This is a genomic window from Halomonas eurihalina, assembly GCF_008274785.1.
Taxonomy (GTDB): domain Bacteria; phylum Pseudomonadota; class Gammaproteobacteria; order Pseudomonadales; family Halomonadaceae; genus Halomonas; species Halomonas eurihalina.
The window spans coordinates 108,562-131,943 of the sequence record NZ_VTPU01000002.1; the positions used below are offsets into that span (position 1 = coordinate 108,562).

Consider the following 23,382-nt stretch of genomic DNA (forward strand, 5'->3'; position numbering starts at 1 on the left):
CGATGAAACGGACCCTTTCTCTGATGATGATCACCCTGTTCACGCTGTCGCTGCTGGCCGGATGCAACACCGTGCGCGGTGTCGGTCAAGACATCGAACAAGGCGGCGAGGCCATCCAGGAGTCCTCTTCCTGACGTATGCCTTCACCATGGCCCGGCCTTGCCGGGCCATGGTTCATTGCCTGGCGTCATGGGCCGCCTGGGTCTGACGCTCTTCCTCTTCTTCTGCCTGTTTGCGCAGCTTCTTGCGCAAGGCTGCTTTTTCGTACCGCAGTTGCTGTACCGGCGTTTTCAGTTCCAGATGTGGAACGCGGGCCGGCTTGCCTGCCTCGTCCACCGCGACCATGGTCAGGTAACAGCTATTGGTGTGACGGATCAGCTTGTTCTGTATGTCCTCGGCTATCACCTTGATGCCGACTTCCATGGACGAACGCCCCACGTGGTTGACGCTGGCCAGGAAGGTCACCAGTTCGCCGACATGGATCGGCTGCTTGAAGCGTACCTGGTCCACCGACAGTGTCACGACATAGCTCCCCGAATAGCGGCTGGCACAGGCATAGGCGACCTCGTCGAGTTTCTTCAGGATGGCGCCGCCATGGACCTTGCCACTGAAGTTTGCCATGTCGGGGGTCATCAGCACGGTCATGGTGAGTTCGTGCTGACCGGGTAGTGCATGTTCCGTCATTTGCAGGGTCTCTTGTGGAGGTTGCCTCCAGCATAACGCCTTGCCGACGCGATGGGGACAAGGCGAGCCCCGCGAATGCCATGCGTTGATTCATGGCACCAACAGCTGGGGCCCGCCGTCAATCAGGCGCCGCTAGAGCCAGGTCAGGCCGGCGGCGATGATCACGCCCGTCAGCAGCAACTGGACCAGGCAGAACCCCATGATGTCCTTGGCCTTGAGACCGGCGATGCCGAGAACAGGCAGGGCCCAGAAGGGTTGCAGCAGGTTGGTCCAGGCATCGCCCCAGGCCACGGCCATGGCCACGCGAGGAATGTCCACGCCCAGGGCCTCGGCGGCCGGCAGCATGACCGGCGCCTGCACGGCCCACTGGCCGCCGCCGGAGGGCACGAAGATGTTGACGATGCCGGCGCTGATGAAGGTCCAGAAGGGCAGCGAGGCTTCGGAGGCCAGTGAGATCAGCGCGCCCGAGAGCGTCTCGGCCAGGCCAGATTGCACCATGATCGCCATGATCCCGGCGTAGAAGGGAAACTGGATGACGATGCCGGCGCCGCCCTTGATCGCCTCGTGCAGGCTCTCTAGCAGGCTGCGGGGCGTGCGGTGCAGAACGATGGCCAGGAACAGGAAAAGGAAGTTGACCACATTGAGGTTGAGGCCGCCGCCGCGCAGCACGAAGTGGTCGAGCAGGAACAGCAGCCCCGGAATGCCCACCAGCCAAGCCAGGGTCACGCTGTTCTCGAGGCGCTCTGCCGGCCGGGTGATGCGTACGCGTCGCGTATCTTCCTCGTGCAACAGGCTCGGGTCGATGTACACGCTGTCCTTTTCGTCGGGCAGCATCATGCGGTTGATCAGCGGCATGGCGATGAACAGCACCACCACGATGCCGAGATTGAACAGTGAGAAGATAGTCTCGGAGGTGCCGATCACGCCGATCTGTTCGGCGGCGAAATGACCGTCAGTGGCGATGGTCAGTGGTACCGATCCGGCCAGCCCGCCATGCCAGACGATGAAGCCCGAGTAGGCGCTGGCGACCAGCAGGCGATAGTCAACGCGGATCTGGCGGGCCAGTTCCTTGGCGAACAACGCGCCCACCACCAGACCGAAGCCCCAATTGATCCAACTGGCGGCCAGCGACACCAGGGTTACCAGGACGATGGCGGCGCCAGCGTTGTTGGCCAGGCCGGCAAGGCGCTGTAGCAGGCGCTTGATCGGGGGCGAGCTGGCCAGCATGAAACCAGTGACCAGCACCAGCAGCATCTGCATCGAGAACGCCAGCAGATTCCAGAAGCCATCGCCCCAGAAGCGCAGGACGGCCAGGGGCGTCTGGCGCTCGACGGCGATGGCGGCGGCGGCGGCGATCACCGTCAGCAGCAGCACGAAAATGTAAGGATCGGGGAGATACCGCTCGACCAGTTTGACCGCTGGGCGCGACAGTGACTTGAGCATGGTGCTGGGCCTCATCTCGGGTCAGGGAAATACGGCTTGAATACCTGCGCGTGCCAATCGCCGTGTTGCACGGCGCTGGAAAACTCGCCTAACTATTTGTTATGTCTTGCTTTCTGCGCTTCGTGTGCCTGGCATTTCACTACGCTCGGCTATTCAATCAGCCTTACCATCGTGGCAGACAATACTGAGAAATCTCGTTAGATCAGGAAGTTGGGCAGCATCAAGTTGCCCGACTTCCCGGGAACTGTCAAAGCCACCAAAGTCCAATGACAGAAGAGGGCGGTGTGTCCTCAGGTATCTCGCCAGTGCCACCGACGATAGTGCCGATAATAGGCGATCAGCACGGCCGAGCGTGTTGTGGTGAAGACGGTGAAGGCCAGCCACAGGCCGTGATTGCCAAGCGGTTGAGTGAGCCACCAGACGGGCAGGTAGACCGCCAGGCCGATGAAGATGCTGTTGCGCATCTCACGGATTGCCGTGGCGCCGATGAACACGCCGTCCAGCAAGTAACTCCATACCGCAATCAGCGGCATGACCACCACCCAGGGCAGGTACTCGTTGGCGCTGGCGCGGACGTCCGGCAGGCCGGTGAGCAGGGCGATCAGCCAGTGACCGCCCAGCGCGAAGGCCAGGGCGGCGGCGCCGGCAGTCAGCAAAGAGAAACGGGTCGCGCCGCGCACCGCTTGGGCGAATTCCTGCCAGCGGCCACGGCCCACGGCATGGCCGGTCAGGGCTTCGGCGGCGTGGGCGAATCCATCCAGGCCGTAGGAGGTGAGCATGATGAACTGCAACAGCACCGCGTTGGCGGCCAGCACGGTATCGCCCTGAGCCGCGCCCTGGGCGGTGAAGAAGGCCGTGGCGAACAGCAGCCCCAGGGTGCGCACGAAGAGGTTGGCATTGACTTGAAAGAGCTCGGCGTAGGCGTCGAGACGCAGCAGTCGCGCGCGCCGGAAGCGCCCGCCGAGGCGACGCAATTGACGGCTGACCAGCCAGAGACCGACGCTCAGGGCGCTGTAGTCGGCAATGACCGTGGCCCAGGCCACGCCGTCGCTGGTCATGCCGAGCCCGACCACGAAGAACAGGTCGAGCAGGATGTTCACGGCGTTGGTCAGCACCAGAATGATCAGCGTTACCCGGGAATTCTGTTGGCCGAGGAACCAGCCCAGGATGGCGTAGTTGGTCAGCACCGCCGGCGCTGACCACAGGCGAATCCGTGCGTATTCGCTGGCCAGCGTCGAGGCCTCGGTGCTGCCGTCCAGCAGCCAGAGGCCGAGTTCAACCAACGGGCCACCCGCCAGGATCAGCACGAACCCGATGGCCAGTGCGAGCAGCATCGATTGGCCTAGCAGGTTGCGTACGCCCTCGTCGTCACCGCGCCCCACGGCCTGGGAGGTCAGGCCGGTGGTGCCCATGCGCAAGAAGCCGAAGCCCCAGTAGAGAAAGCCGAACAGGGTCGCGCCGAGCGTGACCGCGGCCAGATAGCGGGAATCCGGCAAGTGGCCGACCACGGCGGTGTCGACCAGGCCGAGCAGCGGTACGGTGATGTTGGAGAGGATGATCGGCCAGGCCAGGACCCAGACGCGTCGATGGGCGGAAGCGGAAGATGACACGACGGCTCCTGAGAGTCAGCGAGCCCGATAGGGTGGCGTCGCAACCGGTGCGGCGCAACCCTTGTCCCCATCGGGAAGGTAGCGGGTCAGGCGGCGGTGATGACCCGGTATTTTTCCATCAGTTCGTCCCGGGATTCCTGGCGCTCCGGGTCGAGGGGGATGCAGTCGACCGGGCAGACCTGCTGGCACTGGGGTTCGTCGTAGTGGCCGACGCACTCGGTGCAGTGGTTGGGGTCGATGATATAGATCTCTTCCCCTGGCGAGATGGCATCGTTGGGGCATTCAGGTTCGCAGACGTCGCAGTTGATGCACTCGTCGGTGATCATCAGGGCCATGGAGTACCTCACGAACATCGAGCCGCTCGGGCGGGCTCGACGCGGATCTGGGAGCTATGGAGGCTTCGGGCATAAGCCCGAGTGTCACGGTCAGGTATTGTAGCGATTCTTGAGCGCTTCGGCGACCTCGGGATGGACATGCTGCGATACATCGCCGCCGAGGCGCGCGATTTCGCGCACCAGGGTGGAGGAGATGTAGGAGTTCTCCACTTCCGGCGTCAAGAAGACGGTCTCAAGCTCCGGCATCTGGGCGCGATTCATGTTGGCCAGCTGCAGTTCGTACTCGAAGTCGGAGACCGCGCGCAGGCCGCGCAGCAGGATGCGGGCCTGGCGTTGGCGCATGAACTCGGTGAGCAGGCCCGAGAAGCCGACTACTTCGACGTTGTCGTGGTGTTCCACCACCTTGCGGGCCAGGGCGATGCGGGCGTCGATATCCAGAGTCGGCGCCTTGCCGGGACTGGAGGCGATAGCCACCACGATGTGATCGAACAGGCGAGCCGCGCGCTCGATCAGGTCGTAGTGGCCGTTGGTGATGGGATCGAAGGTTCCAGGATAAACGGCAGTGTTCATGAATCCTCCCCGTCGTCGAGCCGGCCGAAGGGGTTGTCCACGGCCAGTGAAACCGGCCGGGCATAGCCCGGGATATGGATGGCATCATCGCTGACATCGAGCTCGGGACCTTCGAGCACACCCTCGCCGAAGCGGTAACGGGGTGCGAAATGACCGCGATCGGCATCGAGGTAGTAGTCGGCAGCGGCTTCTCGGGTAGCTTCGCGGCGGGCTCGCCAGTCCGCCATGGCGGCCGCGCCGTGACGAGCAGTGAGCAGGCGCTCGGTGACGCCGGGCGAGAGCACCACACCGGTGGCGTTGTTGCCGCCGAAGCCCTTGGCGTTGATGAAGGCGGCGTCCGCCTCGAAGGCCAGGGGATCGCGGAAGAAGCGCAGCCGTTCGGTGTAGACGTCGTCGGCCACGGCGTCGAGGGTCGGAATGCCTGGCAGCAGGCCATGGGCGAAGCTGCCCAGAGCGCTGGCCAACTGGTCGCCGGCGGCGCCGCCCTGGGAGTGACCGACGAAGGCCTTGATGGCCGTCACCGGCCAGTCCTCGATGCCATACGCCTGGGCGACCAGGTCGAAGACGTGGGATTCGGTGACGCGGTTCTTGGGTGTGCTGGTGCCGTGGGCATGCAGGAAGGTGCGGTGTCGCAGGGCGTTTTCGCCGAGCATGTCGCGCACCAGCGAAGCCGCCTTGCCAAGCGTGATGTAGTTGCCGATTCCCGGCGCCGAGATCGAACGCTTCCAGCCGTCGGCGTTGACGAAGACATCGGGCACGCTGCCGAGGAGGTCGGCGCCGACCTCCAGGGCCAGGGCGTCGTCCATCAGCATCAGGAACTGGCTGGATTCGCCCATGGTGAAGCCGCAGTTGCGAGCGAAGGGGCGGCAGGCGCGCTGGTAGTCGGCGTCGGTCAGCAGTTCGAGGGCATCCAGGGCGCGCAGGCTGTCGTCATCGGCAAGTGCGCCCATGGCGCGAAAGCCCTCGATGACTTCCGGGGTGATCGGCGCGTCGGAGGTGCCGACCATCACGACGCGACGACGCCCGGCGCGGATGTCGTCCACGCCGAGGCGCAGGTTGTAGAGAAAACTGGCGCAGGCGCCCAGCGCCGCGCCTGTGCCGCCCACGCTGCCCAGTACGTAGGCATTGAGGAAGTCGGCGGGCATCTGCCCGTAGCCCAGCGGCATCTGCTTGGAAGTGGCCCGCTTGCCGGAGACGAAGCTCTTGAGCAGCCCGCCCCAGCCCTCGTCGTCGAGCTGTCCGATGGAATTGCCGGCGTATACCGCGACTTGGTCGGGATCCAGGCGATCACGTAGATCATCCCAGGTCAGGCCGCTGTCGCCGAGGCAGTCGCTGGCAGCGAAGATCGCCATGGAGAGCCCGCGCGGGTGATGCACGCTGCGGTAGAAGCGGCTGGGCTCGAAGCCCGAGGGCAACTGGCCGGCGGCGCGCACCTGGGCGGGGCGAGTCTCGGGCAGCATGACGTCCATCTCGCCGGCCGGCACCGTGACCTCCATGTTCCGGCGGTCGATCTCGCGGACCTGCCAGGTCGGCGGCAGGTCGTCGGGCAACTGGCGACGGCGCACGCGAAAGGTCAGGGGCGCGTCCAGCGCGAGCGTCGCCCGGCGATTGGCGGGCAGGCCCTCGGCGTTGAAGCGGGGATCCTCGATGCGGCGGATCAGGGTGTGGTCCAGCACGCGCTGGCGGGTACGCTCGACGAGAGTGGCGGCGTCGATAGGGTGCCCGTCGGCGTCGTGCCAGGCACCATCGGCCTGGGCGTCGGCCAGGCGCATCATCGCCGCCAGGCCGAGCAGGGTCTGGGCCTGGTCATCATCGGGCAGGGCGTCGAGCACGGTGCGGCGAAACGCCTGATGGCCCGAGGTACGGCCGGCGGGATTCACGCCGCCCATGCCCACGATCACCGGTAAGTGTGACAAGCCGGGTTCCTCGTTGGATTGAAATAGCAGGGCAGAATCATCTCTTGATAGGCCATGGATCATAGCACCCGGCCCGCCGTGGCGTCATGCCGGGCCACTGCGCCGGGACGATAGAGACTGCTAGAATGCCCGACCGTCGTTATCGCCATCGGTTCCCTCCATGACTGCACATTCCCGCGCCATTACCTCCAATCAGCCTGGCCCCCACCGGGATCTGACACGCCGTGTCGAGCGGGCGCTGCAACATCCGCTGCGCAAGCCCGTGGCCGAACACACCCGCGAGGCCTTCGAGCGAGCCGAGCACTGGCGCGGTGCCCGGGAGCGGATGCCGCTGATCCTCGATGCCGGCTGCGGGGTGGGGCTGTCGACCCGACGCCTGGCCAGCGCTCATCCCGAATGTGCGGTGATCGGTATTGACCGCAGCGCCGAGCGCCTGTCGCGGGACCACGGCCCGCTGCCCGACAACGCCCTGCTGGTGCGTGCCGACCTGGTCGATTTCTGGCGGCTGGCGCTGGCCGAGGGCTGGCAGCCGGCGCGGCACTATCTGCTGTATCCCAATCCCTATCCCAAGTCGGTGCATCTCAAGATGCGCTGGCATGGCCATCCGATCTTTCCGGCCATCCCGGCCCTGGGAGGGCGGCTCGAGCTGCGTTCCAACTGGCAGCTCTACGTCGAGGAGTTCGCCCTGGCGCTGCAGCAGGCCACCGGCGTCGAGGCACAGGTCGAGGCCTTCGAGCCTGAAGGCGAGCCGCTGACGCCCTTCGAGGACAAATACCGGCGCAGCGGCCAGTCACTCTGGCGGCTGGTGAGCGAACTGCCGCATCGTCCCGAGCTGCTGCCTGTCGCGTAGGCGTTATCTGAATCGGTGATCGCGAAACCGCTCGCCCAGGGTGCGTTGCAGCCACTGGGCGATGGGGCCGCGCCCGCTGTCGCGGCGGGAGACCGTCTCGACCTCGATGACCGGCGGGGTGCCGAGCGCATCGCTGGCCAGGTGGATGAGATCGTCGCGAAAGGGCGGATACTGAGCGATGTGCTGCGGCACCAGGGCCCAGCCGAGCCCCCGGGTCACCAGCTCGGCCATGGAGTAGAAGCTGTTGAGGCGCCAGAACTGGGCGCTCAGCGGTTGCCAGGCGTCCCCCTCGCTGCGCGAGGCGATCAGCAGCTGGCGGTGCCCGGCCAGGTCGCCCGTCGACGGGGCAACCCGTTCGGCGAGGGGATGGTGGCGTGACACGACCAGGGCCTGCTGGAGGTGGGCGATGCGGATGCCTTCCAGCAGTGGTCCCTGGTCCTGTTGGCGCAGCAGGATGCCGAGATCGGCGGTGCGGTCCTCCACCCAACCGGCGATATCACCCTGGGCGCCGTAGAGCAGCGTCAGTTGCAGGGCCGGATAGTGGCCGGCCAGCGCTTCCAGGGTCTCGTCCACCGGCGGCATTTCCACCAGCGCCTCGTCGATGGCCAACACCAGCCGGGCCTCTTCGCCCTGGCCGATGGCTCGGGCCCGTGACTCGAGACGCTGGCACTGGCGAATCACGGCCCGCGCCTCGTGGAGCAGCGCCTCGCCGGCCTCGGTGAGGCGGGGCATGCGTCCCGTACGGTCGAACAGCCGACAATCGAGATCGGTCTCCAGGTGGGCAATGGCGGTGCTGATCGCGGACTGGGCACGACCCAGATAGCGGGCCGCCGCCGAGAAGGAGCCTCGCTCGGCGCAGGCGATGAGGATTTCCAACTGGTCGAGGTTCCAGCGCATGATGCTCATGACCTATCTGAAAAAGAGATGGATTCCAACTGGAACCCATCATCATGATGGGCAGAATAGGGAGCCGCGTCGAGGCCATGGTGGCCCGACCGACTTGCACTGAGGGAGGTCATGATGCGCTCCTGGAAGGAAAGGGTCACGCATACCGTGCTGTTCGAGGCAGGAGGGCTGGTCATGGTGACGCCGTTGGCGAGCTGGCTGACTGGGCACGGCCTGGGCGAGATCGGCATGCTGGCGGTGGGGCTGGCAAGTGCCGCCATGCTCTGGAACCTGATCTGGAACCGGCTCTTCGATGTCTGGGTGCCGACACGCCGTCGCTCTCTCGTCCAGCGCATGGCCCAGGCCTTCGGCTTCGAGCTGGGGCTTTTGATCATGACGCTGCCGGCGGTCGCATGGTGGCTCAGCATCGGGATTATCGAGGCCTTCTGGCTGGACCTCGGTTTCATGCTGTTCTTCCTGGCCTACGCCATGGTTTTCAACACGGTTTTCGACCACATCATCATGCGCCGGCGACTAGCGCGGGGGGAGTGTGTATGAGTTATGTGTTTCTCGCCCTGGCGATCATCGCCGAGGTAGTGGCGACCTCGGCCCTCAAGGCATCGGAAGAATTCTCTCGCTTCTGGCCGAGCGTGCTGGTGGTGGTGGGCTATGTCACGGCCTTCTATCTGCTGACGCTGGTATTTCGCACCCTGCCGGTGGGCATCACCTATGCCGTATGGGCGGGGCTTGGCATCGTGCTGGTAACGCTGGTCGGCATGGTGGTCTACGGCGAGCGCCCTGACCTGCCGGCGGTGTTGGGGATGGCCCTGATCATCGGCGGCGTGGCGGTGATTCAGGTATTTTCCTCGTCGACGCCACACTGAGCCGAGATACGGTCGAAACGCCCTCCATGCCCGGGTAGACTGCGGAGTCGCGCCGTTGCCCGAATCACGCTGCATGGATGCCGTCATGTTTCATCGCACGCTGAGCTGTTGTCTGCTGGTCTTGTCATTGCTGCCGTTGTCCGTCATGGCCTCGGGGTTTTCACGACTCTCGTCGCTGACCGACGATGGTTTCCGCATTAGTGCCGAGGCACGCCTGCTGGGCACGGGGGATCGAGCGGACGAGACCCTGGCGAGTCTGTCGCCGACCCTTTCCCTGTCGCCGGCCTCGGTCTCCAAGGTATACACGGCCGCGGCGGCCCTCGACCGTTTTGGCCCCCAGCACCGCTTCACCACGCGCCTGGTCGGTACTGCCGAGCCCGGCCCCGATGGCATGCTCGCTGGCGATCTGGTCCTCGATGGCGGGGGCGATCCGGCGTTGACCAGCGAGGACCTGTGGCGGCTGGTACAGCGGCTGCATCAGGCCGGTGTGCGCGAGGTGACGGGGCAACTAATCGTCAGCCAGTGGCGCTTCGGCCCGGTGGAGTGCATCACCACCGATCGCTGCGAGGCACGTCGCCAGGTGGACAACGCCTACAGCGCCTTGCTTTCCTCCGCGGGCATCAACTTCGGCAACTGGTGCGTGCATGTCGCCCCGGGCTCGGCACCCGGCGCGTCCGCCGTGGTCACCGGCTGTGACAGCAAGGTTCTGCTGCCGGGCATCGACAACCGGGTCGACACCAAGGCCGCCGACAGCGGCACCCAGCTATCTGCACTGCGACTGACCGAGGGCGGTGGCGACGTGATGCGCCTTAGTGGCCAGATTTCCACCAACGCCCATCCTCGGGACCTCTATCGCGCCAGTGCCGATCCGGCCGACCAGACGGCGCAATTGCTGATGGCGATGCTCGAACGTGCCGGTATCCAGGTCCGTGGCGGGTATTCCACCAGCACCGTGCAGCCGCCGGGCTCGGCGCCACAGCTGGCGGCGGTGGATGGCAAGCCCCTCCAGGAAATCCTCCTGCGGACCCTCAATTACTCCAACAACTTCATGGCCGACGTCCTGGCGCTGGACATGGCGAACGGCCCGCGTCCAAGCCTGGAGCAGGGCGGCGCGGCTATCGAAGCCTTCGCTGCCGGCATTCCCGGCCATGGCCCGCTGACGCTGCGCAGCGGCAGTGGCCTGACACCGGAGAATCGCACCACCGCCAGTGGCGTGAACAGCCTGTTGGCCTACATGTTCGATCAGCCGTCGCTGTTTCCCAGCTTCGTGGCTGCCCTGCAGTCACCCAGCAACGGTGTGATGCGTTTCATCCGCAAGGGGCCGGCAAGCTTCCAGCAGCGCGTGATGATCAAGACCGGCACCCTCAACGAACCGGTGCGGGTGCGCGCGATGACCGGCTACTTCCGCACCCGTTCGAATCGCTGGGGTGCCTTCACCGTGCTGGTCAACGGCACCGAGTCGACGCCGTATCTCAACTGGACGATGGTGCTGGAACGTCTTTCCGAGGATTTGGCCCAACTTATTGAGTCACACTAGGAACCCCGACCATGAAACCTGGACACACCGGCTTTCGCCATCTGGTGCATTCCACTCGCTATTCCTTCAAGGGGCTCAGGGCGGCCTATCGCTACGAGTCGGCTTTTCGTCAGGAGATTGGCCTCTGCCTGGTGTTGATACCGCTGGCCTGGTGGATCGGCGAGGAGCCGGTGGAGTGGATCCTGCTGGTCGGCAGTTGCCTGCTGGTGTTGATCGTCGAGTTGCTCAACACCGCTGTCGAGAGCGTGGTGGATCGCATCGGTCCGGAGCGTCACAAGCTCTCCGGGCGTGCCAAGGACATCGGCTCGGCGGCGGTGATGCTGGCATTGATCATCGCTGGCCTGACCTGGGGACTTTTGGTGTGGGACAAGTTCCTGGGCTGACGGGACACTTTTCGGACAGTGCCTAGTGTCAGGGGCGCCGGCTTGGTTATGCTGAGGGCATTCGCCAGCCGACGACGAGACGCCCATGGCCCTGCCCGCTGATTTTCTGCCCCTGGATGCCATTCCCGAACCGCTGACCTCGGCGCTGCGGCATACATGGGAGCGTCTTGCCGCTTCGCTCGAGCAGGCCGACAACCTGGCCTCGATGCAGGGCCAGGAAGCACCCAGCGAGTGCTGGACGGCGCTGTCGGCCGGGCGGCGCGAACAGTTGGCCCGAGTGCTGGCCGTTTCCGGCTTCGCCGTGGAAACACTGGTGCGCCATCCCGACTGGCTCGCCCACCTGGATGCCGAGGGCGAGCTGGATGTAGTGCCTTCCGAGGCGACACTGCGCGAGTCGCTCGAGGAGCGCCTCGAAGACGCCGAGGACGAGGCAGCCATGCACGCTGCCATCCGGCGTTTTCGGCAGGCCCGCATGCTGGGCATCGTGTGGCGCGACCTGACGCGCCCCGAGGGCATCGACATGTGGCGCACCAGCGGCGCCGTGTCGCGCCTGGCCGAGATCTGCCTGGAGGCGGCCCTGAGCTGGCTCGAGAAGCACGTCGAGCCGCGCTGGGGACGCCCCGCCGCGCGAGCCGACGGCAGCGAGCAGCGCCTGGTGGTGCTGGGCATGGGCAAACTGGGCGCCGGCGAGCTCAATCTCTCTTCCGATATCGACCTGATCTTCGCCTTTCCAGAGAAGGGCGAGACCCAGGGTGGACGCAAGTCGCTGGAACATCAGGAATATTTCACCAAGCTCGGCCAGAAGCTGATTGCCGCGCTGGACGCGATGACCGCCGATGGCTTCGCCTTTCGGGTCGACATGCGGCTGCGCCCTCTGGGGGATGGTGGCCCCCTGATCGGCAGCTTTGCCTCCCTGGCCAGCTACTATCAGGATCAAGGCCGGGAGTGGGAGCGCTACGCCATGCTCAAGGCGCGGCCGGTGGCTGGCGACCTCGACGCTGGCGATGAATTGCTGGCGAGCCTGCGGCCCTTCGTCTATCGCAAGTATCTCGACTTCGGCGCCATCGAGTCGCTGCGTGAACTGAAGTCGATGATCAATCGCGAGGTCAAGCGCCGCGGTATGGAGGACAACATCAAGCTCGGCCCCGGCGGCATTCGCGAGGTCGAGTTCGTGGTCCAGGCCTTCCAGTTGATTCGCGGGGGGCGCGATACCGAGCTTCAGGTGACCTCGTTGCGCGCCGCGCTCGAACGACTGCCGGCACTGGGGCTGCTGCCGCAGGGGGTGGTCGACGAGCTCGAACCGGATTACCGCTACCTGCGCGATCTGGAGCATGTCCTGCAGGCGCTCGAAGACCGTCAGACCCAGACCCTGCCCGAAGGCGAGATCGAGCGCGAGCGCGTCGCCCTGGGATTAGGCATGGAAGACTGGCCGGCGGTGATGGGGCGTCTCGACGAAGTTCGCGCCCGGGTGCGTCGGCATTTCGATGGGGTGATCGCCGATCCCGAGGAGGAGGCGGAGCAGGACGATGGGGCCGCGGACTCGAACAGTGGCGTCGATCTCGAGGAGTGGCGCGCCCTGTGGCGTGGCCATGAAAACGACGAGGAGGCCCTGGCGTTGCTCGAGACCGGCGGTTTCGTCGCGGCGGCGGCCAGCCATCGTCGGCTGATGGCGCTGCGTCGTTCCCGTCAAGTCCAGAGCATGCAGCGCATCGGCTTCGAGCGCCTCGATGCCTTGATGCCGTTGCTGCTGGAGGCCGCCGCGGACAGCGACGCGCCCGACACTGCCCTGGAGCGTGTATTGCCGCTGATCGAGGCGGTACTGCGGCGCACCGCCTATCTGGCGCTGCTGCGCGAGAATCCGGTGGCGCTCGAGCACCTCATGCGCTTGTGCAGCGCCAGTCCCTGGATCGCCGAGCAGTTGGCGCGCTACCCCATCCTGCTCGACGAGCTGCTCACCCCGGATACCCTCTATACCCCGGCGGACAAGGAGCGCCTGGCCGACGAGCTGCGCCAGACCCTGGGGCGGATTCCCGAGGATGACGAGGAAGGCCAGCTCGAGGCACTGCGGGTGTTCAAGCATGCCCAGGTGCTGCACGTTGCCGCCTCGGACATCGCCGGGACGCGCCACTTGATGAAGGTCAGCGATTATCTGACCTATATCGCCGAAGTGGTGCTCGAGGCGGTGCTGGCCATGGCCTGGAAGCACCTGACCCGCAAGCACGGCGTTCCCGAGCGCCGAGAGGGCGGTCGCTGCGACCAGGTGCCGGAGTTTCTGATCGTCGGCTACGGCAAGCTCGGAGGCATCGAGCTTGGTTATGGCTCGGATCTGGATCTGGTGTTCCTGCACGATGGTGCCGGGCAGGGCAGCACCGACGGCCCGAGACCTATCGACAACGCCGTGTTCTTTACCCGGCTCGGGCAGCGCATCATCCATTTGCTGACGGCGATGACACCGGCGGGCAGCCTCTACGAGGTCGACATGCGCCTGCGTCCCTCGGGCAACTCGGGGCTGCTGGTCTCGAGCCTCGACGCCTTCGCCGATTACCAGCGCCGCGAAGCCTGGACCTGGGAGCATCAGGCTCTGGTTCGGGCACGCGTGGTGGCGGGCCACGAAACGTTGAGCGAGCGTTTCGCCGAGATTCGCTGCGATATCCTCGGCGGCGAACGCGACCTCGGCGAGCTGCGGAGCGAGGTCGTGGCCATGCGTAACCGGATGCGCGAGCATCTTGCCGGCAAGAGTGAAGCCGGCAGCTTCGATCTCAAGCATGACCCGGGCGGCATGGTCGATATTGAATTCCTGTGCCAGTACGCGGTACTGGCCATGGGGCACGAAACGCCCGAACTGCTCACCTACAGCGATAACATGCGCATCCTCGAAACCCTGGAGGAGACCGGCCGACTGCCGGCCGACGACTGTCGCCGGCTTCGTGAGGCCTACCTGGCCTGCCGCACGGCATCCCATCGCTCGGCCCTGACGGGCGACCCGGCCCGTGGCAGTGTCGAGGACTTCCAGGCGCATTGCGATGCCGTCATCGCGGTGTGGGAACGGCTGCTCGAGCCGGCCTCATGAAACCGGCTCATCGATAAGGAAACCATCACGATGCACAAGGTCCTGGTCCTGCATGGCCCCAACCTCAACCTGCTGGGTACGCGTCAGCCGGAGATCTACGGCGACGAGACCCTGGCGGATATCGACAATGCCCTGCGCGAGCGGGCGGCCCAGGCCGGCTGGGAGATCGCCTGCCGTCAGAGTAACCACGAGGGCGAACTGATCGATGCCATCCATGCTGCCCGCCTCGACGGAACCGACGCGATCATCATCAACCCGGCGGCCTATACCCACACCTCGGTGGCGATTCTCGACGCCCTCAACGCCTTCGATGGCCGAGTCATCGAGGTGCACCTATCCAACGTCCACAAGCGCGAGGCCTTTCGCCACCACTCCTATGTCTCGCTGCGGGCCGACGGGGTGATCGCCGGCCTCGGCAGTCAGGGCTATCATGCTGCCCTGGAGGCATTGATCGCGGCTGGATGAACGACACGTCGGACCAGCTTCGGTGGTGACTTGCGCCGGATTTATAGCCCTTAACGGGACGGCTGAGCTGCAGGCAGACTAAAGCCCAGGGCTTCATTCATCGATCCTGCCTTCCCAATCTCAGGGGATGATCTTCTCGGCGCGAAGCCGATCGAATAGATCAAAAAAGGCGCCGCGTGTCTCGCGGAAATGGTCGAAGCCGAAGTCGCGGGACTTGGTGGTGTCGTTGACACATTCCTGGTCGCGACCCAGGTCGGCATCGGTGTGCCACCAGGAAGCCAGCTTGCCGACGTCCGGCTCGACGAGATCGTGCTTCGCGGCGATTTCGCGCTAGGTCAATGCCGCGTCAGCCATCTGATTCTCCAGCGGCTGTGGTGTCTCGGGGCAGTCAGCCACCTCGAGGCCGAAGTATTCGCCGATCTCTTGCCACATGCGGCGCCAGCGGAAGACATCGCCATTGACTGTATTGAAGGCTTGATTCGCTGCGCCCGGCGTGGTCGCCGCCCATTCCATCTGCCGTGCCAGCACGAGTGCATCGGTCATGTCGGTCAGCGCATTCCACTGAGTCTGCGATCCCGGAAATACGAACGGCTGGCCAGTTGCCTTGCAGATCGAGGCGTAAACGGCAATCGTCGTGCCCATGTTCATGGCGTTGCCGCGGGCATATCCGATCACGGTGTGCGGTCGGTGCACGTTCCAGGCAAAGCCGTGATGCTCGGCGGCCTCGAACAGCACGTCTTCCAAGGCGTAGTAGAAGTTATCGCCCGGCACGCGCGGCTCGAATTCACGGAACGGAGTCTCGATACGCCCGCTACCATAGGCCTCGAACGATCCAAGATACTGTTTGGTGCCTGTCACCAGTGAGGCATGTTGCAGGTTATCGCTATCGAGCGCTTCGAATAGATGACGCATCATCGCGCTGTTGGCCTCGACGTTGGCCTTCTCGTCGTCGCGACGAATCCAGGTGCAGTAGAAAACGTGTGTGATCGGCAGCCCGGCGAGCGCTTGCTCGGTGGCCGGCTTGTCCAGCAGATCGGCGGCAACGGGAATCACGCCGCTCTGTTCGGTGGCTCGGCGCGATAGACCGTAAACGGTCCACCCGCTGGCAACCAGATAAGAAGCCAGATTGCCGCCGGTGATACCGGTGGCGCCCACAACGAGTGCTGTGCCTTTGCGCATGATCGGTGCCCTCTTGGAAGTTCGAGAAGATCCGGCTTCACGCCAGATCGATGGATGCAGTTTGATAGAGGGCAACTGTTGCTACAATCGGTAGTATTGCAAATCTTTATTGCGTAGAGCGCAACACAATGAGCCTTGATGCGATGGACTTGAACGCCCTGCGCGTATTCGAACGTGTCGCCGCCACCGGCAGTTTTACCGCCGCCGCGTACCATTTTCACCGCGCCGTATCATCCGTTTCGCGACAGATTCGTGGACTGGAAGAATCGGTGGGGCAGCCGCTGTTCTATCGGCACACCCGTGCCGTCACTCTGACCGAGGCCGGTTGGCGCTATTACGAAGAGGTGCGCGATATTCTCGAACGCCTCGACATGGCAACCGAAGCGCTGAATCAACCACAGGCGGAACCTAGTGGTGTGTTGCGCATCAATGCTCCGGTGGCCTTCGGCCAGCGCCAGATCGTGCCGTTGCTTCATCGCTTTCAATGCCGTTTCCCGGGTATCAAGGCGGAGCTGCAGTTGAGCGATCACGTCGTTGACCCGGTGCGCGAAGGCCATGACATTACCTTCCGAGTCGGTAATTTATCCGATTCATCGCTGATTGCACGGCAACTGGCGCCGATGAACTACGTCGTCGCAGCGTCACCCGACTACCTGGCAAGGCGGGGAAGGCCGGAAGCTCCCGAGGCACTTGTCGAGCATGACTGCCTGATCTATCAGGGAGAGCTGGGCCGCCAGCGTTGGTATTTCCAGCAGGACGACGGGGAGAGGGAAGTCGCCCATGAGGTCGATGGTAGCCTCGTCAGCAATGATGCCGAGAGCTTGCTGAGGGCGGCGCTTCTTGGCCAGGGGCTGGTCATTTTCCCCACCTGGCTGATCGCTGAGGAGTTGGCCTCGGGGACTCTGGTGGCGCTGCTCGAGGCATGGCGTGGCGAGGTCATGCCCGGCCATCGCGAGCTTTATGTCTTGACGTCCGAGCGCCGGCTCAGGGCACCCAAGGTGCGTGCCTTCATGGATTTTGTGCTCGAGGAGGTGTCGCCTTTCCCGCCTTGGGATGGCTGGCGAGAAAGGCGGTAGCCCGATTCATGTTCAGGAGCATGCATGTACCGCCATGGGACACGCTTTCGAGCTAGCCGGAGGACAGGGCGAACAGGCTGCTATGCCGCATCAGCCACAGCACCAGGCTGATGGTCACAAAGGAGCCAAGGGTGCTGACCATCAGGGCGGCGGCAGTGATATCGCTCAGCCCGAAGCGCTGCCCGAATATCGGATAGACGCTGATCATCGGGGCACAGGCGAACAGCAGGGCGCCGGTAAGCAGCAGTGGGTCGATATCCGGCAGCAGAAGGAAAATGCCGAACACCGCCAACGGGTGCAGCACCAGCTTGCCGATGGCGATCTGGCCCATGTCCCGGACCATGCCCTTGGGGCGCAGGCCGTACAGCGAGCCGCCGATCACGAAGAGTGCAGCGGGGCCGGCGGCACCGGCCAGCATATCGATGGCCTTGGTCAGGGGAGCAGGGATGGGGCGGCCCATTACGGCGAGCAGAACACCAATCAGCAGTCCGATCAGCACGGGGTTGCGCACCAGGCGAAGAGCTGTCTGGTGCAGTGTCCCGCGGAAGCCATTGCCGGTCTGGCGGCCCAGCTCGGCAAGGGTTAGGGCCAAGGGAATGATCAGTAGGTTCTCGATCAGCATGTTCAAGGCGAGGAACATCGCGGCGGGGGATCCCAGCACCATGGCGGCTACCGGGTAGCCGATGAAGCCGCTGTTGGACGCCGACATGCCCAGGGCCTGGATGGCACCGGTGCCCAGGGGTTTGTGCTCCAACCCGAGGGTGAACGCCAGGCCGAGCGCGAACACCACGAGGGAGCCGGCCCCGTAGGCCAACAGGTAGTCGGGATCGAAGACCTCGCCTAGCGGGTTCTGGGTCAGGGCTCGTATGACCAGCGCCGGAAGGGCGAAGTACATGACGAAGATGCCGATGCCCTGCAACGGCTCATGACCAATGATGCGGCCGGCCCGGGCCAGGTAACCAAGGCCGATGATGGCGAAGATCGGGGTGGTGATAGCGAGAATGTCGAGCATTCGAGGCCTCCTTGCCGCTGTGCTCCCGTCTCGTGTGAAAGGCCGCGCGATGCTCTGCCTGCGGCATGTTGAGGGTGGCGGGGTCAGGTGTCAGGCGTTGTGCTCAGCTGACATGGGCCTGGATCAGTTGCACCTTGTCCCGCAGTAGCGGCAGGAATGACTGTGTCAGGGTGTCGAAGTCGATGCGCGCGGCATTGGTGCTGATGTTGATGGCACCGAGCAGCTTGCCGTTGGCGTCGAAGGCCGGGACCGCCAGGGAGCGCAGTCCCGGGTCCAGTTCCTGATCGACGATGCTGTACCCCTGTTGGCGTACCTGCTCGATGCAGTTTCGCAACTGGGTCGTATCGGTGATGGAGCGTTCGGTATGCGGCTCGAGCTTCACCTGTTCGAGATAGCGGGCCAGTTCGTCATCCGGCAACTGCGACAGCAGTACACGCCCCATCGAGGTATAGGCCGCCGGCAGGCGTGTGCCGACCGACAGGGTGATCGCCATCAGGCGATGCTTGGCGGAAGAGCGGGCCACATAGATCACATTGTCACTGTCCAACACACCCATCGACGAAGACTCGCCGATTTCATCGGTGATGTCCTCCAGGTATTGCTGGATCACCGAACGGTAGTTGTTGGCCGACAGGAAGGCATACCCGAGTTGCAGTGCCTTGGGGGCAAGCTCGAAGTGACGTTGCTGCTTGCGAACGTAGCCCAGGGCATGCAGCGTCAGCAGGAAGCGGCGAGCACGGGCTCGGTTCATGTCCGTCTTGGCGGCGACTTCGCTCAACGTCATGCGCGGGGTTTCGTCGTCGAAGGCCTGGATGACCTCGAGGCCGCTGGCCAGCGCTGTCACGAAGTCGCGATCATCGGGGGTCAGGGTATCGTCTTGCATGAGGGTGCCTTCGCTATGGTTCATGTCGACTTGCTAGGTCGCTCGCCCTCAATCTAGCATAATTGTTCGAATTGCGAACACCTGTGCGACTTATGTCAAGTGAAGCGCCGACTCACTGCGAGAGCCGGCCGTTCCTGCCAGTGGAGAGCCTGCCATGCCCGACGCCCTGATTCAGCATCCCTTCATGAGCCAGAGCGGTCTTGCCGCGTCCCGCGACGAGGACTTCGTCCGGGCCATGCTGGCCTTCGAACTGGCCCTGGCCGAGACCCAGGAGGCCGAGGGCGCCATTCCCGCCGATGTCAGCCGCCGCATGCGGGCCTGTCTCGAGAGCCACGATTTCGACCCGGGCGCAATAGCTGAGGGTGTGGCCAGCGGCGGCAACGCCGCCATTCCTTTCGTCAAGGCCGGACGAGCAGCGCTCCCCGATGATCTCAAGCCGTACTGGCATCTTGGCGCGACCAGCCAGGACGTGATCGATTCTGCCCTGATGCTTTTGCTGACGCCACGCCTGAAAAGTCTGGATGCCTTGCTGGCACGCTGTCGACGCGCGGCGTTGCCGCTGATGGAGGCCCACGCCCGGACGCCCATGGTCGGGCGTACCCTGATGCAGCAGGCGTTGCCGATCACCTTCGGCGTCAAGGTGGCCCACTGGGCATTGGGGATGGAGCAGGCGCGCCGCCGTCTCGCCACCCTGGCCGAACCGGGGTTGCCCGTACAGTTCGGTGGGGCCGTGGGGGTGCACTCTGGTTTAGACGGGCCGGGCTGGGAGACCCTCGGCCTTAGCGTCATGGACGGCCTCGCCGAGCGCCTGGGCCTCTCGGCGCCGGTGTTGCCCTGGCACACCGATCGCCAGCCGGTCCATGCCCTGGCGACGGCCTTCGATGGTGCGGCCGGGGCCGTCGAGAAGCTGGCGCTGGACGTGTCGCTGATGACCCAGACCGAGCTCGGCGAGGTGGCCGAGCCCGCCGGGGAAGGCATGGGCGAGTCGTCGTCCATGCCCCACAAGCGTAACCCGGTGCGCTGCGCGATGATCCGGGGCGCCTGTCGTCAGATCCATGGCCACACCACGGTCATACTCAATGCCATGGCCCAGCCGCTGGAGCGCGGGTTGGGCGAGTGGCATGCCGAATGGGCGCCACTGCTCGACAGTGCGCTATTGCTGGAGGGAGCCCTCGAACAGGCTGCCGTGCTGCTGGAGGGGCTGGAGGTGCATGGCGAGGCCATGCAACGCAATCTCGCGGTGACCGGTGGCGCGATCATGGCCGAGCCGGTCACCAGGTTGCTGACGCCTCACCTGGGGCCGGAACAGGCCAAGGCCCTGGCCGCGGAGGCGGCGGAGCAGGCACGCCAGCAGCGGGTCCCGTATGCCAATGCGCTCGAGGCGTTGATGGCGTCGCGTCATGGTGAGCTGTCGGGCGAAATCGGGCGGGCGGATCTCGAGGCGGCCACGGATCCGTCGTTATACCTTGGTAGCAGCCAGGCACAGGTGGATCGTGCTCGGGCTTGGTTGGAAAATCGCTAATATACTGAAAATCAAGTGAAAGAAACGTCCTGAATGGGGGCAGGGAACACCTGCCCCCGTTTTTCGTGCGCGTTTGACGGGCCGGGGCTGGCGGATTATTTTGTTCGTATAACAAACCTATGTTCGTACAGCGCACCTTGCCGAGTGACGAGTCTCGGTGCCCATGAGGCGTTGCGACAAGCGCCGGTGCGCGATTCAACCAGAGGCAAACCATCATGGCCGAGATCCTCAGCCTGCATGATGCGGTGGCACGCTACGTCGAAGACGGCGCCACCGTGGCCATGGAAGGCTTCACCCATCTGATTCCCTTCGCTGCCGGACACGAGATCATTCGCCAGGGCAAGCGCGATCTGACGCTGATCCGCATGACGCCGGATCTGGTCTATGACCAGCTGATCGGTGCCGGCTGCGCCAGGAAGGTGATCTTCTCCTGGGGTGGCAACCCGGGCGTCGGGTCGTTGCATCGCCTGCGTGACGCCGTCGAAAAGGGCTGGCCGCACAAGATCGAGATCCTCGAACACAGCCACGCCGCGATGGCGTGCGCCTTCGAGGCCGGCGCCGCCGGGCTGCCGCTGGCCGTGTTGCGCGGCTACGTGGGCAGCGAGCTGCCCCGCGTCAACGACCAGATCAAGTTCATCGAATGCCCCTTCACCGGCGAACGTCTGGCCGCCGTGCCTTCGGTACGGCCGGACGTTTCCATCGTGCACGCCCAGAAAGCCGATCGGGCCGGCAACGTGCTGGTCGAGGGCATCGTCGGTGTGCAGAAGGAAGCCGTGCTGGCCGCCAGGCACAGCATCGTCACCGTCGAGGAGATCGTCGACGACCTCGAGACGCACCCCAATGCCTGCGTGATTCCGGGCTGGGCGATCGACGCCATCAGCGTCGCCGAGAAGGGCTCGTTGCCGTCCTACGCGCATGGCTACTACCCGCGCGACAACCACTTCTACAAGGAGTGGGACGCCATCGCGCGCGACCGCGATACCTTCACCCAGTGGATCGACGACAACGTCATGAACGCAGGGGGGAATGCCTGATGAGTTCTGTCGACAATCACCCGGACTACACCGCCTCCGAGATGATGACCGTCACGGCGGCGCGTGCCCTGGAAAATGGCATGACCTGCTTCGTCGGTATCGGGCTGCCGTCGGAGGCCGCCAATCTGGCGCGGCTGACCCATGCCCCCGATGTGGTGCTGATCTATGAATCTGGCACCCTGCAGACCAAGCCGGACGTGCTGCCGCTGTCCATCGGCGACGGTGAGCTGTGCGAGACTGCGCTGACCACCGTCTCGGTGCCCGAGATGTTCCGCTACTGGCTGCAGGGCGGCAAGGTCGACGTGGGCTTTCTGGGCACCGCCCAGATCGATCGCTACTGCAATCTCAACACCACCCTGATCGGTGATTACACCGCACCCAAGGTACGCCTGCCGGGGGGTGGTGGCGCGCCGGAGATCGCCACCAATGCCGGTGAGGTGTTCATTACCCTCAAGCATTCCAAACGCACCTTCGTCGATGAGGTCGACTTCGTCACCACCCTGGGCTTCGGCCGCGACGGCAAGGGCCGCGATGGCGTGCCCAACATCGGCAAGGGGCCGACCCGGGTCATCACCGACCTGTGCGTGATGAAGCCGGATCCCGAAACCAAGGAACTGGTGGTGGTGTCGCTGCATCCGGGCGTGACCGCCGAGCAGGTCCAGGAGGCCACTGGCTGGGAGATCCGTTTCGCCGAGACGCTGGAGAGCACACCGGTGCCCAGTGCCCGCGAGCTTGATGTGCTGCGTGAACTCAAGGATAGGACTGCCCGTGCCCATGGCGGCCAGTAAGAGCGGCGTGTTCTAGAGGCGAATTTCAGGAGATTAGTGAATCATGAGTGATGCTTTCATCTGTCATCCGCGCCGCAGTGCCATCGGTCGCTTCGGCGGCACCCTGGCAAGCGTGCGCCCAGACGACCTGGCCGCCGATATCTTCAAGGCCGTGCTGGCCCAGGCGCCTGGGCTGGCTCCCGAGGCGATCGAGGAAGTCTTCATGGGCTGCGCCAATCAGGCCGGTGAGGACAACCGCAACGTGGCACGCATGTCGTCGCTGCTGGCTGGTCTTCCGCCTTCGGTGCCCGGCACTACGCTCAACCGCCTGTGCGGCTCCGGTATGGACGCGGTGGGCACGGCCTTTCGCGCCATCAAGGCCGGTGAAATGGAGCTGGCGCTGGCCGGTGGCGTGGAGTCCATGTCCCGGGCGCCCTACGTGATGGGCAAGGCCGAGACCGCCTTCGCCCGTGGGCAGCAGATCGAGGACACCACCATCGGCTGGCGCTTCGTCAATCCATTGATGAAGAAGGTCTACGATACCCACTCGATGCCCGAAACCGCGGAGAACGTGGCCGAGCAGTTCGGCATTTCCCGCGAGGACCAGGACGCCTTCGCCGCGCGCTCTCAGGCCAAGGTCGCCGAGGCCCAGCAGGCCGGTCGCTTCGCCGAGGAAATCGTCGCCATCGAGATTCCGCGTCGCAAGCAGGAACCGCTGGTCTTCGACACCGACGAGCACCCGCGTGCCGGCACCACTGTCGAGAAGCTCGCCAAGCTGCCGACGCCCTTCAAGGCAGAAGGCGGCAGCGTCACTGCGGGCAACGCCTCCGGCGTCAACGACGGAGCCGCCGCCATGCTGGTAGCCAGCCAGCAGGCCGTGGAACAGCATGGCCTCGCGCCCATGGCGCGGATCGTCGGCATGGCCACTGCCGGCGTGGAACCGCGCATCATGGGCTACGGCCCGGTGCCCGCCGTGCGCCGCCTGCTGGCGCGTACCGGCGTCTCCCTCGACGAAATCGACGTCATCGAACTCAACGAAGCCTTCGCCGCCCAGGCGCTGGCCTGCATGCGCGATCTCGGGCTCGAAGACGACGACCCGCGGGTCAACCCCAACGGCGGTGCCATCGCTTTAGGCCATCCGCTGGGCATGTCCGGTGCGCGGCTGCTGATGACCGCCGCCCACGAACTGCAACGCACCGGCAAGCGCTATGCGCTGTGCACCATGTGCGTCGGGGTGGGGCAGGGTATCGCCACGCTGATCGAAAGGGCGTAAGAGG

23 protein-coding genes are annotated in these 23,382 nt (G+C 64.8%); 13 read left to right on the plus strand and 10 right to left on the minus strand.

The genetic code is table 11. The features are described from left to right. The first annotated feature begins 2 nt into the window (after positions 1-2). Complete coding sequence (locus tag FZZ93_RS03455; protein WP_064699036.1) at positions 3-134, plus strand: entericidin A/B family lipoprotein; 132 nt, start codon at positions 3-5, stop codon at positions 132-134. Between the two features lie 40 nt (positions 135-174). On the opposite strand, the gene FZZ93_RS03460 is transcribed toward FZZ93_RS03455, so the two are convergent. The 6 genes from FZZ93_RS03460 to FZZ93_RS03485 all read right to left on the minus strand — a co-directional run bounded on the left by FZZ93_RS03460 (position 175) and on the right by FZZ93_RS03485 (position 6,531). Further along, the gene (locus FZZ93_RS03460; protein ID WP_149320938.1) at positions 175-684 is read right to left on the minus strand and encodes an acyl-CoA thioesterase; all 510 of its coding nucleotides are present in this window, start codon (positions 682-684) and stop codon (positions 175-177) included. Between the two features lie 132 nt (positions 685-816). After that, positions 817-2,127: a short-chain fatty acid transporter gene (locus tag FZZ93_RS03465; RefSeq protein ID WP_149320939.1), complete on the minus strand. Its 1,311-nt coding sequence runs from the start codon at positions 2,125-2,127 to the stop codon at positions 817-819. 290 nt (positions 2,128-2,417) lie between these two features. Then, the gene (locus tag FZZ93_RS03470) at positions 2,418-3,737 is read right to left on the minus strand and encodes an MATE family efflux transporter (protein WP_149320940.1); all 1,320 of its coding nucleotides are present in this window, start codon (positions 3,735-3,737) and stop codon (positions 2,418-2,420) included. A gap of 86 nt (positions 3,738-3,823) precedes the next feature. After that, entirely contained in the window at positions 3,824-4,072 is a 249-nt protein-coding gene (locus FZZ93_RS03475; protein WP_149320941.1) for a YfhL family 4Fe-4S dicluster ferredoxin, read from the minus strand. A gap of 90 nt (positions 4,073-4,162) precedes the next feature. Then, positions 4,163-4,642 (minus strand): pantetheine-phosphate adenylyltransferase, encoded by a 480-nt coding sequence (gene coaD / locus FZZ93_RS03480; protein WP_149320942.1) that lies wholly within the window; start codon positions 4,640-4,642, stop codon positions 4,163-4,165. Further along, the gene (locus FZZ93_RS03485) at positions 4,639-6,531 is read right to left on the minus strand and encodes a beta-ketoacyl synthase (protein WP_149321050.1); all 1,893 of its coding nucleotides are present in this window, start codon (positions 6,529-6,531) and stop codon (positions 4,639-4,641) included. The genes coaD and FZZ93_RS03485 overlap by 4 nt, the downstream gene beginning before the upstream one ends. Positions 6,532-6,718: 187 nt before the next feature. Between FZZ93_RS03485 and trmB the strand changes: the two genes are divergently transcribed. Continuing rightward, positions 6,719-7,408 carry a tRNA (guanine(46)-N(7))-methyltransferase TrmB gene (gene trmB / locus FZZ93_RS03490; RefSeq protein WP_149320943.1) on the plus strand — a complete coding sequence of 230 codons (690 nt, stop codon included), beginning with the start codon at positions 6,719-6,721 and terminating at the stop codon, positions 7,406-7,408. Between the two features lie 3 nt (positions 7,409-7,411). Here trmB and FZZ93_RS03495 read toward each other — a convergent pair whose 3' ends face one another. Next, entirely contained in the window at positions 7,412-8,314 is a 903-nt protein-coding gene (locus FZZ93_RS03495; RefSeq protein ID WP_246146090.1) for a LysR family transcriptional regulator, read from the minus strand. 111 nt (positions 8,315-8,425) lie between these two features. On the opposite strand from FZZ93_RS03495, the gene FZZ93_RS03500 reads away from it, so the two are divergent. The 6 genes from FZZ93_RS03500 to aroQ all read left to right on the plus strand — a co-directional run bounded on the left by FZZ93_RS03500 (position 8,426) and on the right by aroQ (position 14,632). After that, complete coding sequence (locus FZZ93_RS03500; RefSeq protein WP_246146092.1) at positions 8,426-8,851, plus strand: PACE efflux transporter; 426 nt, start codon at positions 8,426-8,428, stop codon at positions 8,849-8,851. Beyond that, positions 8,848-9,177, plus strand: a complete 330-nt coding sequence (locus FZZ93_RS03505) for a DMT family transporter (protein WP_149320944.1) — start codon at positions 8,848-8,850, stop codon at positions 9,175-9,177. Before FZZ93_RS03500 ends, FZZ93_RS03505 begins: the two co-directional genes overlap by 4 nt. A gap of 85 nt (positions 9,178-9,262) precedes the next feature. Beyond that, positions 9,263-10,714: a D-alanyl-D-alanine carboxypeptidase/D-alanyl-D-alanine endopeptidase gene (dacB, locus tag FZZ93_RS03510; protein WP_246146094.1), complete on the plus strand. Its 1,452-nt coding sequence runs from the start codon at positions 9,263-9,265 to the stop codon at positions 10,712-10,714. Between the two features lie 11 nt (positions 10,715-10,725). Continuing rightward, entirely contained in the window at positions 10,726-11,097 is a 372-nt protein-coding gene (locus FZZ93_RS03515; RefSeq protein ID WP_149320945.1) for a diacylglycerol kinase, read from the plus strand. An 85-nt stretch (positions 11,098-11,182) separates the two neighbouring features. After that, on the plus strand, positions 11,183-14,167 hold the full coding sequence (gene glnE / locus FZZ93_RS03520) for a bifunctional [glutamate--ammonia ligase]-adenylyl-L-tyrosine phosphorylase/[glutamate--ammonia-ligase] adenylyltransferase (RefSeq protein WP_149320946.1): 2,985 nt from the start codon (positions 11,183-11,185) through the stop codon (positions 14,165-14,167). A 30-nt stretch (positions 14,168-14,197) separates the two neighbouring features. Beyond that, entirely contained in the window at positions 14,198-14,632 is a 435-nt protein-coding gene (aroQ, locus tag FZZ93_RS03525; protein ID WP_187774454.1) for a type II 3-dehydroquinate dehydratase, read from the plus strand. 330 nt (positions 14,633-14,962) lie between these two features. On the opposite strand, the gene FZZ93_RS03530 is transcribed toward aroQ, so the two are convergent. Then, positions 14,963-15,811, minus strand: coding sequence for an SDR family oxidoreductase (locus FZZ93_RS03530; protein WP_246146095.1), 849 nt, complete (start codon positions 15,809-15,811; stop codon positions 14,963-14,965). 143 nt (positions 15,812-15,954) lie between these two features. Here FZZ93_RS03530 and FZZ93_RS03535 point away from each other — a divergent pair, with 143 nt between their 5' ends. Further along, a complete protein-coding gene (locus tag FZZ93_RS03535; RefSeq protein WP_149321054.1) occupies positions 15,955-16,887 on the plus strand; it encodes a LysR family transcriptional regulator in 933 nt (310 codons plus the stop codon). Between the two features lie 52 nt (positions 16,888-16,939). On the opposite strand, the gene FZZ93_RS03540 is transcribed toward FZZ93_RS03535, so the two are convergent. Further along, complete coding sequence (locus FZZ93_RS03540) at positions 16,940-17,899, minus strand: AEC family transporter (protein WP_149320948.1); 960 nt, start codon at positions 17,897-17,899, stop codon at positions 16,940-16,942. Between the two features lie 103 nt (positions 17,900-18,002). Then, a complete protein-coding gene (locus FZZ93_RS03545; RefSeq protein ID WP_149320949.1) occupies positions 18,003-18,782 on the minus strand; it encodes an IclR family transcriptional regulator domain-containing protein in 780 nt (259 codons plus the stop codon). 154 nt (positions 18,783-18,936) lie between these two features. On the opposite strand from FZZ93_RS03545, the gene FZZ93_RS03550 reads away from it, so the two are divergent. From FZZ93_RS03550 to pcaF, 4 genes are all read left to right on the plus strand, one after another. Then, positions 18,937-20,304 carry a class-II fumarase/aspartase family protein gene (locus FZZ93_RS03550; protein ID WP_149320950.1) on the plus strand — a complete coding sequence of 456 codons (1,368 nt, stop codon included), beginning with the start codon at positions 18,937-18,939 and terminating at the stop codon, positions 20,302-20,304. Positions 20,305-20,519: 215 nt separating this feature from the next. Next, positions 20,520-21,338 carry a CoA transferase subunit A gene (locus tag FZZ93_RS03555; protein ID WP_149320951.1) on the plus strand — a complete coding sequence of 273 codons (819 nt, stop codon included), beginning with the start codon at positions 20,520-20,522 and terminating at the stop codon, positions 21,336-21,338. After that, positions 21,338-22,126, plus strand: coding sequence for a CoA-transferase subunit beta (locus FZZ93_RS03560; RefSeq protein ID WP_149320952.1), 789 nt, complete (start codon positions 21,338-21,340; stop codon positions 22,124-22,126). The genes FZZ93_RS03555 and FZZ93_RS03560 overlap by 1 nt, the downstream gene beginning before the upstream one ends. 43 nt (positions 22,127-22,169) lie before the next feature. Continuing rightward, complete coding sequence (gene pcaF / locus FZZ93_RS03565) at positions 22,170-23,378, plus strand: 3-oxoadipyl-CoA thiolase (protein ID WP_149320953.1); 1,209 nt, start codon at positions 22,170-22,172, stop codon at positions 23,376-23,378. Positions 23,379-23,382: the final 4 nt, after the last annotated feature.

Bases quoted from the DNA above. Each gene is read 5' to 3' on its own strand.
- FZZ93_RS03560 (WP_149320952.1), top strand. From the start codon at position 21,338: ATGAGTTCTGTCGACAATCACCCGGACTACACCGCCTCCGAGATGATG.
- FZZ93_RS03545 (WP_149320949.1), bottom strand. From the start codon at position 18,782: ATGCAAGACGATACCCTGACCCCCGATGATCGCGACTTCGTGACAGCG.
- FZZ93_RS03495 (WP_246146090.1), bottom strand. From the start codon at position 8,314: ATGAGCATCATGCGCTGGAACCTCGACCAGTTGGAAATCCTCATCGCC.
- trmB (WP_149320943.1), top strand. From the start codon at position 6,719: ATGACTGCACATTCCCGCGCCATTACCTCCAATCAGCCTGGCCCCCAC.
- coaD (WP_149320942.1), bottom strand. From the start codon at position 4,642: ATGAACACTGCCGTTTATCCTGGAACCTTCGATCCCATCACCAACGGC.
- FZZ93_RS03455 (WP_064699036.1), top strand. From the start codon at position 3: ATGAAACGGACCCTTTCTCTGATGATGATCACCCTGTTCACGCTGTCG.
- glnE (WP_149320946.1), top strand. From the start codon at position 11,183: ATGGCCCTGCCCGCTGATTTTCTGCCCCTGGATGCCATTCCCGAACCG.
- FZZ93_RS03535 (WP_149321054.1), top strand. From the start codon at position 15,955: ATGGACTTGAACGCCCTGCGCGTATTCGAACGTGTCGCCGCCACCGGC.
- FZZ93_RS03485 (WP_149321050.1), bottom strand. From the start codon at position 6,531: ATGGGCGGCGTGAATCCCGCCGGCCGTACCTCGGGCCATCAGGCGTTT.
- FZZ93_RS03505 (WP_149320944.1), top strand. From the start codon at position 8,848: ATGAGTTATGTGTTTCTCGCCCTGGCGATCATCGCCGAGGTAGTGGCG.
- FZZ93_RS03515 (WP_149320945.1), top strand. From the start codon at position 10,726: ATGAAACCTGGACACACCGGCTTTCGCCATCTGGTGCATTCCACTCGC.
- dacB (WP_246146094.1), top strand. From the start codon at position 9,263: ATGTTTCATCGCACGCTGAGCTGTTGTCTGCTGGTCTTGTCATTGCTG.
- pcaF (WP_149320953.1), top strand. From the start codon at position 22,170: ATGAGTGATGCTTTCATCTGTCATCCGCGCCGCAGTGCCATCGGTCGC.
- aroQ (WP_187774454.1), top strand. From the start codon at position 14,198: ATGCACAAGGTCCTGGTCCTGCATGGCCCCAACCTCAACCTGCTGGGT.
- FZZ93_RS03475 (WP_149320941.1), bottom strand. From the start codon at position 4,072: ATGGCCCTGATGATCACCGACGAGTGCATCAACTGCGACGTCTGCGAA.
- FZZ93_RS03530 (WP_246146095.1), bottom strand. From the start codon at position 15,811: ATGCGCAAAGGCACAGCACTCGTTGTGGGCGCCACCGGTATCACCGGC.
- FZZ93_RS03540 (WP_149320948.1), bottom strand. From the start codon at position 17,899: ATGCTCGACATTCTCGCTATCACCACCCCGATCTTCGCCATCATCGGC.
- FZZ93_RS03460 (WP_149320938.1), bottom strand. From the start codon at position 684: ATGACGGAACATGCACTACCCGGTCAGCACGAACTCACCATGACCGTG.
- FZZ93_RS03555 (WP_149320951.1), top strand. From the start codon at position 20,520: ATGGCCGAGATCCTCAGCCTGCATGATGCGGTGGCACGCTACGTCGAA.
- FZZ93_RS03465 (WP_149320939.1), bottom strand. From the start codon at position 2,127: ATGCTCAAGTCACTGTCGCGCCCAGCGGTCAAACTGGTCGAGCGGTAT.
- FZZ93_RS03500 (WP_246146092.1), top strand. From the start codon at position 8,426: ATGATGCGCTCCTGGAAGGAAAGGGTCACGCATACCGTGCTGTTCGAG.
- FZZ93_RS03550 (WP_149320950.1), top strand. From the start codon at position 18,937: ATGCCCGACGCCCTGATTCAGCATCCCTTCATGAGCCAGAGCGGTCTT.